This window comes from Blautia sp. HA9023 (assembly GCF_056504095.1).
On sequence record NZ_JBWLUR010000002.1, the window covers coordinates 70,964 to 84,554 of the forward strand.

The 13,591-nt window shown below is 45.2% G+C and carries 8 protein-coding genes, 1 pseudogene and 1 other annotated feature; all 9 genes and pseudogenes read right to left on the reverse strand.

Annotated elements, in window-relative coordinates; all coding sequences use genetic code 11:
• Positions 1 to 103 precede the first annotated feature (103 nt).
• The 9 genes and pseudogenes from AC04Q6_RS01785 to AC04Q6_RS01825 all read right to left on the reverse strand — a co-directional run bounded on the left by AC04Q6_RS01785 (position 104) and on the right by AC04Q6_RS01825 (position 13,540).
• Positions 104 to 2,662: a heavy metal translocating P-type ATPase gene (locus AC04Q6_RS01785; protein WP_118071429.1), complete on the reverse strand. Its 2,559-nt coding sequence runs from the start codon at positions 2,660 to 2,662 to the stop codon at positions 104 to 106.
• 36 nt (positions 2,663 to 2,698) lie between these two features.
• Positions 2,699 to 3,009: pseudogene (locus AC04Q6_RS01790) on the reverse strand (metal-sensing transcriptional repressor).
• Positions 3,010 to 3,199: 190 nt separating this feature from the next.
• Positions 3,200 to 4,627, reverse strand: a complete 1,428-nt coding sequence (gene miaB, locus AC04Q6_RS01795) for a tRNA (N6-isopentenyl adenosine(37)-C2)-methylthiotransferase MiaB (protein ID WP_118071430.1) — start codon at positions 4,625 to 4,627, stop codon at positions 3,200 to 3,202.
• 102 nt (positions 4,628 to 4,729) lie between these two features.
• Complete coding sequence (cls, locus tag AC04Q6_RS01800) at positions 4,730 to 6,304, reverse strand: cardiolipin synthase (protein ID WP_021976940.1); 1,575 nt, start codon at positions 6,302 to 6,304, stop codon at positions 4,730 to 4,732.
• Between the two features lie 80 nt (positions 6,305 to 6,384).
• Positions 6,385 to 6,561: a 30S ribosomal protein S21 gene (gene rpsU, locus AC04Q6_RS01805; RefSeq protein ID WP_004222305.1), complete on the reverse strand. Its 177-nt coding sequence runs from the start codon at positions 6,559 to 6,561 to the stop codon at positions 6,385 to 6,387.
• 165 nt (positions 6,562 to 6,726) lie between these two features.
• Positions 6,727 to 9,369 carry an alanine--tRNA ligase gene (alaS, locus tag AC04Q6_RS01810; protein WP_118071431.1) on the reverse strand — a complete coding sequence of 881 codons (2,643 nt, stop codon included), beginning with the start codon at positions 9,367 to 9,369 and terminating at the stop codon, positions 6,727 to 6,729.
• A gap of 86 nt (positions 9,370 to 9,455) precedes the next feature.
• Complete coding sequence (gene tyrS, locus AC04Q6_RS01815) at positions 9,456 to 10,682, reverse strand: tyrosine--tRNA ligase (protein WP_015524942.1); 1,227 nt, start codon at positions 10,680 to 10,682, stop codon at positions 9,456 to 9,458.
• A 48-nt stretch (positions 10,683 to 10,730) separates the two neighbouring features.
• Positions 10,731 to 11,011 (reverse strand) — a binding site (T-box leader).
• A gap of 81 nt (positions 11,012 to 11,092) precedes the next feature.
• A complete protein-coding gene (gene rnhA / locus AC04Q6_RS01820) occupies positions 11,093 to 11,572 on the reverse strand; it encodes a ribonuclease HI (RefSeq protein WP_021976937.1) in 480 nt (159 codons plus the stop codon).
• 231 nt (positions 11,573 to 11,803) lie between these two features.
• Positions 11,804 to 13,540 (reverse strand): MutS-related protein, encoded by a 1,737-nt coding sequence (locus tag AC04Q6_RS01825; protein WP_021976936.1) that lies wholly within the window; start codon positions 13,538 to 13,540, stop codon positions 11,804 to 11,806.
• Between the last annotated feature and the right edge of the window lie 51 nt (positions 13,541 to 13,591).

A 13,591-nucleotide genomic window follows, 5' to 3' on the forward strand; every position in this document is an offset into this window, starting at 1 on the left:
TATACAATTACACAGAAAAAAGAAACAGCTCTGTTTTTATGCAGAACTGTTTCTTTTCAGATTGTTTAAATGCCTTGATTCTTTGACAAATATACGTTTTTTATTATTCCTGAGTGATTCCTTTGAACTCGTAACCAGCCTCTTTGATCACCTCTTCGACTTTTGCCTCGTCAACTTTCTCAGGTACTGTAAATACAGTCGTTCCGTTCTCGTGGGAAGATACCACGTCCTCTGCACCGAAAGCCGCCTGGATTGCTTTGTTTACGTGTGCCTCACAGTGTCCGCACATCATTCCTTCTACCTTTACTGTTACTTTTACCATTGTTTTGTTCTCCTTTTCTTCTTTTTTATTTTCATCATGAGTGATGTTTAATGTTACCGGATTTTTAATCGCTTTGTCTCTGGCTGTGTTATGGATCTTAAACAGATTCAGTCGTAGCGCATTTATTACAACACAGAAACTGGAAAGACTCATGGCTGCGGCTCCGAACATCGGATTCAGTGTCCACCCGAAGATCGGGATCCAGACACCTGCTGCCAGCGGAATCCCAATCACATTATAGAAAAATGCCCAGAAAAGATTCTCGTGGATATTCCGAAGTGTGGCACGGCTCAGACGTACTGCAGCCGGAACATCACTTAACTGGCTCTTCATCAGAACAACATCTGCCGCATCAATGGCAATGTCTGTTCCTGCACCGATGGCAATTCCGATATCTGCTCTTGTAAGTGCCGGCGCATCGTTGATACCGTCACCGACCATGGCAACTTTCCCCTGCTCTTTCAGGGCACGGATCACACTCTCTTTTCCGTCTGGAAGTACTCCCGCGATCACATCGTCAACTCCTGCCTGGGCCCCGATGGCTTTTGCGGTACGCTCATTGTCACCGGTAAGCATAACCACGCGGATTCCCATGTTCTGGAGCTCTTTTACTGCACGGGGACTGTCTTCCTTGATCACATCCGCAACTGCGATAATTCCCAGAAGTTTTCCGTTTCTGGTGAAAAGAAGAGGGGTTTTTCCCTGCTCCGCAAGCTGCTTTGCTCTTTTATTAAGATCTGGGGAAACCTTCGTCTTGCTGCTGATAAATTTCATGCTTCCACCTGTCAGATTATCACTTCCAAGTACAGCAGAAAGTCCGTTTCCTGGAAGCGCCTGAAATCCGGTTACTTCACCTGCAGTAATTTTCTCTTCCTCTGCTTTTTTGAGAACTGCTTTTGCCAGAGGATGTTCACTTTTTTTCTCCAGAGCGCAGGCAAGTGTGAGAAGTTCTGTCTCTGTAATTCCCTCTGCCGGAAGAATATCAGTTACTTCCGGCTGACCGCTTGTAATGGTTCCGGTTTTATCCAGTGCGACGATCTGGACTTTTCCTGCTTCCTCAAGAGAAACTGCTGTTTTGAAAAGAATTCCGTTCTTGGCGCCCATACCGTTACCGACCATAATGGCAACCGGTGTTGCAAGGCCAAGTGCACAGGGACAGCTGATAACCAGCACGGAAATTCCTCTTGCCAGTGCATAACCAAAAGGATGGCCTGTAAGAAGCCAGATGATCGTTGTGATCACTGCAATGGTGATCACTGCCGGTACAAACACTCCGGAAACACGGTCTGCGATCTTTGCGATTGGTGCCTTTGTGGCTGCCGCGTCACTGACCATTTTGATGATCTGGGAAAGGGTGGTATCCTCTCCGACTCTGGTTGCTTCACATTTGATAAATCCGGACTGGTTCACAGTTGCCGCAGAAACCATATCTCCGGCTTCTTTGTCAACCGGAATACTTTCACCGGTCAGCGCGGATTCGTTAACTGCAGTAGTTCCTTCCAGGATTACTCCGTCTACCGGAATATTCTCTCCCGGGCGGACAACAAAAGTTTCTCCCTTTTGAACCTGTTCAATAGGAACGGTAAGTTCCTGTCCGTTTCGTACTACAACTGCAGTTTTCGGAGCCAGCTTCATGAGGCTTTTCAGTGCATCGGTTGTTTTTCCCTTGGAACGGGCCTCCAGCATTTTTCCTACAGTGATCAGTGTCAGGATCATGGCCGCGGATTCAAAATAGAAATCCATCATGTAATTCATAACTGCGGCAGAATCTCCGTCTACCTGCGCTCTTGTCATGGCGAACAGTGCATAGACACTCCACAGAAAAGATGCCATGGAACCAAGTGCTACCAGAGTATCCATATTCGGAGAACGGTGCCACAGACTCTTAAATCCGCTGATAAAGAATTTCTGGTTGATCACCATGATGATTCCTGCAAGAAGCAGCTGTACCAGTCCCATGGCAACGTGGTTGCCGTCAAACCATTTCGGCAGCGGCCATCCCCACATCATATGTCCCATGGAAAAGTACATCAGCACCAGCAAAAATCCTACGGATGCGATGAGGCGCCTTTTCAAAACCGGGGTCTCATGATCTTCCAGCGCTTCTTCCGCTGCAGACATGGAGATTTTTTCTCCGGCAGCGCCTTTTAAAGATGCGCCATATCCGGCCGCTTCCACAGCAGCAATGATTTCGCTGGATGAAGCGGTTCCTTCCACTCCCATAGAATTGGTCAGAAGGCTGACCGAGCAGCTGTTCACTCCCGGAACCTTAGATACAGCTTTTTCCACACGGGCCGAGCAGGCAGCGCAGCTCATACCGGTTACATTATATTGTTCCATTTCCTTTCAGTACCTCCTAAAATAAATTATGTCCCTTTATTTCATCAACTTCTGGAGGGTTGCCACAAGCTCATCAATGGTCTCATCTTTGCCTTCGCGGATATCTCTTGCAACACAGGTTCGAATGTGGGTGGCAAGCAGTTCTTTATTAAATGAATTAACTGCTGCATTGACTGCTGCAGACTGGATCAGAATGTCATTACAATAGGCATCGTTTTCCATCATTCCTATAATTCCCCGGATCTGGCCTTCAATACGCTTCAGGCGATTGATCAGCTTTTTTTCTCCTCTTCTGAACGGGCAGTGTGTTTTTCACTGCAGCAGGGACAGGCTTTCTTTTCAGACATGGGCTGTCTCTCCTTTCTTAAAATACCCTCAGGGGGTATTTGCTTTACATGGAACAATATATACCCTCAAGGGGTATTTGTCAATAGGAAACTGAAATTTTTTACCGCCGACATAAATCGTACAATAAAAAAGCCCGCTCATTACCGATGATCGGATGAACGGGCAGTATAAACTTATATTAACCAAAATTTACTCTTCTACTATATGACCAAAATAATAAAATCCTTTACAGATATCCAGGCTTACGTTTACGTATTTACCGATAAGTTCCTTATCTCCCGGAAAATGTACCAAAAGATTATGCTGGGTACGGCCTGTAAGAGTACCTTTCTCACGGTTTTCATCTTCTACCAAGACTTCCTGTACGCTTCCCTGGAAACGGGAAGAATTCTCACGGCCTTTTTCCTGCACCAGGGAAAGAAGACGGCTGAACCGGTCTTTTACCACATCTTCCGGTACCTGGTTTTCCATACCGGCAGCCGGAGTTCCGCTTCTCTTGGAATAAATAAATGTAAAGGCGGTATCATAATTGGCTTTTCTTACCACATCCAGTGTTTCCTGGAAATCTTCTTCTGTCTCTCCAGGGAAACCAACCATAATGTCAGTTGTCAGAGAGATATCCGGAATTGCCTCACGGATTTTATCTACAAGCTGAAGATATTTCTCCTTGTCATAGCGGCGGTTCATTTCTTTTAAGACTCTGCTGCTTCCGGACTGCAGCGGAAGATGAAGATGATGGCAGATCTTTTTGCTCTCTGCCATGGTCTGGATCAGTTCATCCGAAAGATCTTTGGGATGGGAGGTCATGAAACGGATACGTCTCAGTCCCTCGATCTTCTCTACTTCTTTCAAAAGCTGTGAGAATGTCACCGGTGTTTCCAACGTTTTTCCATAGGAATTTACATTCTGGCCAAGGAGCATAATCTCGGTAACGCCATCTGCTACCAGCTCTTCGATCTCACGGATGATGGCCTGGGGCTCACGGCTCTTTTCGCGGCCACGAACATAGGGAACAATACAGTAGCTGCAGAAGTTATTGCACCCAAACATTACACTGACACCTGTCTTGAAGGAATATTTGCGGGAGGTTGGCATACCTTCCACGATCTCATCAGATTCTTTCCAGATATCAATGATCTGGTCATCAGTCTGCAGTGCCCGGTAAAAAAGTTCCGGGAATTTATGGATATTATGAGTTCCGAATACAAGATTTACATATTTATAATCCTTACGGATCTTTTCCACTACGTGATGTTCCTGCATCATACATCCAAACAGTACGATTTTCATATCCGGGTGGTTGCGCTTGATGCTCTTTAAATGTCCCAGGTGTCCGTAAATCTTCTGGTTGGCATTTTCACGAACTGTGCAGGTGTTAAATACAACTGCATCGGCATCTTCAGTGTCTACCATCTCATATCCCATTTTTTCCATGATGGCTGCGATGGATTCTGTCTGGATAGAGTTCATCTGGCAACCTTCGTTCTGGATATGGAAGGTGGGACGTTTCGTACTGCTTTTGGCAAGAAGCTCTTTACATTTTTCAATGTACTGAAGCTGGATCTCTGTTTCTTTGTTCTGGCTCAAATCAATTCCTCCAATAACTAAAAATTTCATATGTATCTATAAATTATTTTTCTTTAGACAATATCAAACGGGAGCATTTGAACTCCTGTCTGATATATCATACAGAATTTACAGTTGTCTGTCAAAGAGTTTTTATAATAGCGGTGCAAAAACTCTCAATACATTCTGAATGGCACGTACCACAATATTTCTCTTCTGGCAGAATGCCAGATCAATGGGATCACAGTACTCCAGGGTTTCTGTAAAATCATCCCGGATGTCCAGGATCACATCATTCTTATACATCCAGACACCATCTTCAAAATGCAGATAAAGGCTTCGGTAATCCAGATTTATGGTTCCTACGACGCCTACTTTGTCATCACAGACAAAAGATTTTGCATGTAAAAATCCCGGCTGGTATTCGTAGATCTTTACACCTGCTTCCAGAAGCTGCTTATAATAAGACTGTGTCAGCAGGAATACCATTTTTTTGTCCGGGATACCTGGTGTCATGATCCGGACATCCACACCGCTTTTTGCAGCGAGGCACAGGGCGGTCATCATCTCATTATCTATGATCAGATATGGTGTGCAGATATAAACATAGTTTTTGGCGCGATTGATAATATTAAGATAAACGTTCTCTCCTACGATCTCATCGTCCAGGGGGGAATCGCAGAATGGCTGGACATAACCGTTTCCCGGAAATTCGTTGGGGTGCCACCTGTGCGGAACATAATTTCCGAAATCAAGAGAAGTATCTGTTCTGGTAACGATTCCCCACATATACAGGAACATAGCTGTCATATTCCAGACGCCTTCTCCTTTCAGCATAACGGCTGTATCCTTCCAGTGGCCAAACCGTTTTCGCTGATTGATATATTCGTCAGCCAGGTTGATGCCGCCGGTAAAACCGGTCCAGCCATCGATCACACAGATCTTACGGTGGTCACGGTTATTCTGGATTATATTAAGAATCGGACGGAACCGGTTGAATACTTCGCATTTGATTCCTCGCCGGCGCATCTCCTGATCATACTTGTATGGCAATGTGGTAAGGCAGCCGAAGCCATCATAGATCAGTCGGACATCCACTCCTTCTTTAGCCTTTTTTTCAAGGATATTAAGGATCGTCTGCCACATTACCCCGTCATTTATGATGAAATATTCGATAAAAATAAAATGCTTTGCCTGCTCCAGTTCATGCACCAGAACCGGAAACATATCATCTCCTACCTGAAAATACTCTGCTGTGGTATTCTCGTGAACCGGATATCTTGAATACTGCCAGATGTAATCCGACTGGATCCTCATGGAACGGTCGTCTTCATTTAAACGTTTTCTTGTGAGCTCTGAGCCTTCCAGGTATTCAGCAGTTTCATCAATAAGATTCTGATAATGCTGCTCCATTACAGCGCCGATCCGTGACTTACCGAAAAGAAGGTACAGGGAAACACCAAATACCGGAAAAATAAGGATCAGCATCGTCCAGGCGAGCTTATAAGATGGATTGATCTTTTTATTTACGATCCACAGAACAACCAGAAAACCTATGGCCTGCATTCCGATCGTCACCCATCTGGAGTATTCCATAAGCCGGAAAAGGGCGATCAGCAGCCATGCCAGCTGCACAACAAGAGCCAGAGCTACATAAAAAATTCGATTAAATAATAATTTAAGGAGCGATCGCAATGGTTTGATAATCAGTTTAATAAACAAATTCATATTTCTTTCCTTCGTCAAACGTTCCTGTTTCTATTTAATTAAAAATCCCTGACCATACAGCCAGGGATTTTTGCGCACAATTAATTATATTTACGTTTTCTTGCGGCTTCAGATTTTTTCTTACGACGAACGCTTGGCTTCTCGTAATGCTCTCTCTTACGGATTTCCTGCTGGATTCCCGCCTTAGCACAGCTTCTCTTGAATCTGCGAAGAGCGCTATCTAAAGTCTCGTTCTCTTTTACGATAACGTTTGACATAGACTCACACCTAACCTCCCTCCAGTTGTAGATTGTGCTAAAATACAACTGTCTGGGTATTTTTCTTGCACGAGTGTTATTATATAGCATAACATGTGGTTTCGTCAACATCTTTTTCGATTTTTATGAAAAAAATGTCAAAATTGTAAATCACGCACAACTTTGTTATTTTGTGAGCTGTTTTTCAAGGATTCCTGCTGCTGCGTCCATAGCTTCCTGTGCCTTCTCCGGATTCTTTCCGCCGGCCTGTGCCATGTTCGGACGTCCGCCGCCGCCACCGCCAACGATGGCTGCTACAGCCTTGATCAGATTTCCTGCATGGGCGCCTGCTTTCTGAGCTGCGTCAGTCGCCATTGCAAGGAGATTTACCTTGCCGCCGTTTACTGCTGCAAGAAGGACAACTCCTTCGCCAAGCTGCTCTTTCAGTTTGTCACCAAGGTCTCTCAGGCCATTCATGTCAACGCCCTCAACTTTGGCTGCAAGAAGTTTTACGCCGTTTACTTCAACAACTTTATCCATGACATCGCCAAGTGCACTCTGGGCAGCTTTGCTCTTGAGAGATTCATTTTCGCTCTGAAGAGCTTTTACCTCAGCCTGAAGATGGCCGATCTTTTCTACAACCTCTGTTGTATTGGCTTTTAATGCTTTTGCAGCCTCGTGCAGAAGCTCTTCCTGTTTTCTGTAGTACTCGATAACGGCTTTGCCTGTAAGTGCCTCGATACGACGGACACCAGCTGCGATACCGGACTCGGAAACGATCTTAAAGAGCATGATGGAGCTTGTATTCTTTACGTGGGTACCACCACAGAGTTCTTTGGAGAAGTCTCCCATAGATACCACACGTACCTTCTGGTCGTATTTCTCACCGAAGAGTGCCATTGCTCCGGATTTCTTAGCCTCTTCTACATCCATGATGTCTGTGTGTACTTCAAGGCCTGCCTGAATCTCTTTGTTTACAAGATCTTCTGTTGCCTGGATCTCCTCAGCTGTCATAGCCTGGAAATGAGCAAAGTCAAAACGAAGTCTGTCCGGTGTTACCAGAGAACCTTTCTGCTCTACATGGGAACCAAGAACTGTTTTCAGCGCTTTCTGAAGAAGATGTGTCGCACTGTGGTTCTTCTCGGTATCTTTTCTTGCATCTTCGTTTACTTTCAGGGATACGGTCTCACCTGTGGAGATCATGCCGGACTCCATATGTCCTACATGGCCGAATTTGCCGCCACGGAGCTTGATGGTGTCCTCAACAACAAACTTGCCATTTGCTGTCTCGATCACACCGATATCGCCTTCCTGTCCACCCATGGTTGCATAGAAAGGAGTCTGCTCTACAAATACGGTACCCTTCTGTCCCTCTGTAAGAGAATCCACGATCTCTGTCTCTGTAGTAAGGACAGTTACTTTTGAGTCAAATGTCAGATGATCATAGCCAACGAATTCAGTTGTTACATTGACATCAATATCATCATATACAGTTGCGTCCGCACCCATATAGTTGGTTACTTCACGGGCTGTACGGGCTTTGACTCTCTGCTCTTCCATGGCTTTCTGGAATCCTTCCTCGTCAATGCCGTAGCCTTTTTCCTCAAGGATCTCCTTTGTGAGGTCAAGAGGGAATCCGTAAGTATCATAAAGTTTGAATGCATTGTCACCGGAAAGAGTTTTCTCGCCGGCTTTCTTCATATCCTCTTCCATGTCGGAAAGGATGCGGAGACCCTGATCGATGGTCTTGTTAAACTGATTCTCCTCGTTTGTAAGAACACGGAAGATAAACTCTTTCTTCTCCTCAAGTTCCGGATAACCGGCTTTGGAGCTCTCGATCACCTGTGCGCTTAATTTTGCAAGGAATGTTCCCTCGATGCCAAGAAGACGTCCGTGACGTGCTGCACGGCGGATCAGACGGCGGAGAACATATCCACGTCCCTCATTGGTTGGCATGATTCCATCGGAGATCATAAATGTTGCGGAACGGATATGGTCCGTGATCAGACGGATGGAAACGTCATCTGCATAGTTTTTCTCATATTCTTTATGTGCGATCTCGCATACAAGATTACGAAGTGCACAAATTGTATCTACATCAAAAATAGAATCAACATCCTGAACAACTACAGCAAGACGCTCAAGTCCCATACCGGTATCGATGTTTTTCTGTTTCAGGGTTGTGTAGTTTCCGTTTCCATCGTTCTCGAACTGTGTGAAAACGTTGTTCCATACTTCCATGTAACGGTCGCAGTCGCAGCCTACCGTACATCCGGGTTTGCCACAGCCGTATTTTTCGCCACGGTCATAGTAGATCTCAGAGCATGGACCGCATGGACCTGCGCCATGCTCCCAGAAGTTATCCTCTTTTCCGAAACGGAAAATACGTTCAGACGGAATCCCTACTTCTTTGTTCCAGATATTGAAGGCTTCATCATCATCTAGGTAAATGGATGGGTAGAGACGGTCTGCATCAAGCCCTACAACCTCAGTAAGAAACTCCCAGGACCAGTGGATGGCTTCTTTCTTGAAGTAATCACCAAAAGAGAAGTTACCAAGCATTTCAAAGAAAGTACCGTGACGTGCGGTTTTACCTACATTTTCGATATCTCCGGTACGGATACATTTCTGGCAGGTTGTCACTCTTGTTCTTGGCGGCTTCTCAGCACCTGTAAAATATGGTTTCAGCGGAGCCATACCTGCATTGATCAGCAGAAGACTCTTATCTCCCTGAGGAACCAGGGAAAAGCTTTTCATTACAAGATGGCCCTTGCTCTCCATAAAGTCAAGGAACATCTTACGAAGTTCGTTCACTCCGTACTTTTTCATGTTGTTATCCTCCTTGTGTCAACCCTACCTGTCAGCATTTCCGGAATGCCGTAGCTTTATCCCGGAAATGTCACAGATATGGGAAATTATTTTACACAGATCTTTTTGAATTTTTTCTTGCCTCGTTTCAGAACGATCCCGTCCCCTGCAAAAGCATCCTTCTCAACCGTATGGTAAATATCGGTGAGCTTCTCACCATCGATGGATACACCACCCTGCTGGATCGCACGGCGACCCTCGGAACGGCTTGGTACCAGCTCTGCTTTTACAAGAAGTGTGATCAGGTCGATTTTTCCTTCCTCGTCAAAATCTTCCTCTGAAAGCTCTGTTGTAGGCATATGAGAAGTATCTGCACCTGAGAACAGTGCGCGGGCACCCTCCTGTGCTTTTTTGGCTTCCTCTTCACCGTGTACAAGCTCTGTCAGCTGGTATGCAAGGATCTCCTTTGCTTTGTTCAGCTCACTGCCTTCCCATTTAGCCATCTCATCAATCTCTTCGAGAGGAAGGAAGGTAAGAAGACGCATACATTTGATAACGTCTGCATCGTCTACATTTCTCCAGTACTGGTAGAAATCAAACGGGGATGTCTTATTCGGATCAAGCCATACAGCTCCGGACTGGGTTTTTCCCATCTTCTTGCCCTCTGAGTTGAGAAGCAGTGTGATGGTCATGGCATAAGCATCCTTACCAAGTTTACGGCGGATCAGCTCAGTACCGCCAAGCATATTGCTCCACTGATCATCACCACCGAACTGCATATTGCAGCCGTATTTCTGATACAGCATGTAGAAATCATAGCTCTGCATGATCATGTAGTTGAATTCCAGGAAGCTTAAGCCTCGCTCCATACGCTGTTTGTAGCACTCTGCTGTCAGCATACGGTTTACGGAAAAGTGAGCGCCTACCTCACGGAGAAGCTCTACATAGTTAAGGTTCATAAGCCAGTCCGCATTGTTTACCATAAGTGCTTTTCCATCAGAAAAATCGATAAAACGGCTCATCTGCTGTTTAAAACAGTCAATATTATGCTGGATGGTTTCCTTGGTCAGCATCTGACGCATATCCGTTCTTCCGGACGGGTCACCGATCATACCAGTACCACCGCCAAGAAGGGCAATCGGGCGGTTGCCTGCCATCTGCAGTCTCTTCATCAGGCAAAGAGCCATGAAGTGTCCTACATGAAGGCTGTCTGCTGTCGGGTCAAAGCCGATATAAAATGTAGCTTTACCATTGTTTACCATCTCTTTGATCTCGTCTTCATCTGTAACCTGCGCGATCAGGCCACGTGCTTTCAGTTCTTCCCAAACTGTCATTGTTCTTTCCTCCTGTATAGTCATATAAAAAATGCCCGGTTCCTGTCCGTTTAGGACGAGAACCGGGTCCCGCGTTACCACCTAAATTTACAGAAAACTCGCATTTCCTGCCTCATAAAGTGAATCTATATCCTGTTATATCCAATATAATACGATATAAAATCACTTCAGCACAATAACGGGTGCTATTCCGTCGCAGCCTATCTGTAAAGCCAGATTCGGTACGCAGCTCCGGGATGTATTCACAGAAGTTCCACCCTGCGCCTCTCACCTGCCGGCTGCTCTCTGTGGGCTTTCCTTAAGTTACTTCTTCCCTTCCATGCCTTTTACTATACTATATGAAGTATACAAACTGCTTTTTTGTTTGTCAAGAAATTTTGGTATCGCTTTGACAACTTAAAGTGACAGAATTATCCGTTTAACCCCTCATCTACATAAAGTTCATCGCCGTCTGCAGCGGATGTGGCAAGCTGGTCACAGCGCTCATTTAACGGATTATCCGCATGTCCCTTAACCCAGTGGAAGCTTACCTGGTGCTGTTCCTTAGCCTTTAAAAGGCGTTTCCAGAGATCTACATTCTTCACATTTTCGTTTTTGCCACGTTTCCAGTTCTTTTTCAGCCAGGAATCGATCCAGTGCTGATTGAAGGCATCTACCAGATATTTGGAATCGGAATACAGCTCCACCTGGCAGGGACGGTTCAGTGCCTCCAGAGCTACGATAGCTGCCATCAGCTCCATCCGGTTGTTTGTAGTTTTCTTGTAGCCTCTGGACAATTCACGCTCATGTAACTGGCCTTTGGTATCAATATACTGAAGAACTGCTCCGTAGCCGCCTGGGCCGTCCGGATTTCCGCGTGCTGCGCCGTCGGTATAGATTTTTACCTGCATGTTTGATTCTCCTTGGATTTTGAAATAATGAATTTTTTATTTAATAGTCAAGCGGATATTCGCAATCCGCTTCGCTACGTAGCTCTACACCAAATAACTGCTCCGCAGTTTATCAGGAGGAGCTTGCACTCCTCCTGATACAAGCAAGTCCCCACCCACTGCTTATTGCTTTTCGCAACCCCGCAGGGGACTTACTTGATTTGGTTTAATTTACAGTTATGCTGTTCCTGATTATACCTGTCCTTTTTCTCCAGTGCAAGAAATTTTTGTCCATACACCGGTACGTTCAAAGTCTGCCGCTGCATTTCCCGCATTTTTCACAAGCTTTGGATCATATCCCAGCATATCCAGAAGACGGATGGCATTTCGTGTTGTTGCCCTTCCCGGTTGGAGGAGATAATTAAACACCACTTCCTGTTCCCTGACTTCCTCTTCGAAATGATAATTTGTATAAATTTCATCCAGAATATAGGAAAGCTCAATATCATGGGTTGCCGCAAAAGAAAGCAGCCAGTTTCCCCGAAGTGCATTTAAGATCTGTGAGGAAGCCGCAATCCTCTCAATGGTGTTGGTTCCCCGGAGAACTTCATCGATCACACAGAGCAGCGGTTCTTTTTTCCGGCTTTCATCCAGGATCCGTTTCAGGGAACGAATCTCTACGATGAAATAACTTTCACCGCTGCTGATATCGTCCCTCAGAGCCATGGAAGTCATTACCTTCAGAAATGGTGCCCGACAGGAGGTTGCTGTGCAGGTGTGGATAGTCTGCGCAAGAATGCTGTTGATCGCCACATTTTTCAGAAATGTGGATTTGCCGGAAGCGTTGGAACCGGTAACCAGGGTGCCTCCCGTTGCAATGATACTGTTTGCCACCGGATTTCTGATCAGCGGATGGTAGAGATCTTCTGTTTTAAGCTGCACCGCCGTATCCGATTCTTCTGTCCACGGGACAAATTCCGGTATACACCAGAGTGTCAGTGTCCGGCGAAAAGAAGCTACGGAAATCAAAGCATCCAGTTCTCCGATATTATCAATCAGCAGCATGATCGTATCGGCCTTATCTTTTATTTCCTTTAATACGGAATTGTATGCCAGAATATCCACATGAAATACCATCCGCACATAACTCATCAGTAATTGGAAAGGGTCCCCGGAATCTGCATTTTTTCCGGTAATCAGAATGGCTTTTTTTCGGAAACGTCGGAATTCCTTTTTTCCTTCCGCAATCACTTCCATCTGTTTTCTGGCTTCCGGATATTTCACGATCTGCATCTGGTCTGCCGCTTCCAGCATTTTCAGAAGATGGTTAAAGCAGTCCATATAGGTTTCAATAACTTTCTGCCCTGCACTGGCATAATAAATTGAGATATTGGCGATCATCAGACACATAAACACCAGAAAGCCCACCATCGGATACAATGGAAGCAGCACAAAAATACTCAAAAGGAGTGCTGCCAGCATCAGAATATGGATTTTCATATTGATCACCGGTGCATCATTGAGGGCAAGAACTGTATCCGCCAGAGAACCAAGCCTTGTCTTCCCGATGGAAGCCAGGATCAGCTGAAGATCTGTCCGTTCCTTTTCATGGGTATCAAAAAAATGTATCAGTTTCTCACGTTCTTCCAGTTTTTCTTTGTTGAAAACAGGTCTTCGGAGCATATTATAGAGCACGTCTTCTCCAGGTGAGGAAACCGTCTGATTGATCTGTATAAAAATCCGATCCATATCCAGGTCGTTCCAGGTAATATCATCAATATAAAATTTCCCGTTTTCTTTTCTGCGAAAATAGTGGGAGATACGCTCCAGATCATCCGGAGAGTATTCTCTTTCCGGGATTTTTCCAAAAATTCTCTTTATTCTGTTCTTTTGTGCTTTTTTCCACTTATGGTTGTTCCATGCCATCAGGATAATAAACAGTACAACGATTCCTGCTGCCCACAGGATCACCTGTAAATATGGATGCATATTTTTCCCTCCCTGTGTCTATGATAAAAAAAGCCCCTGTCAGCAGCAGTA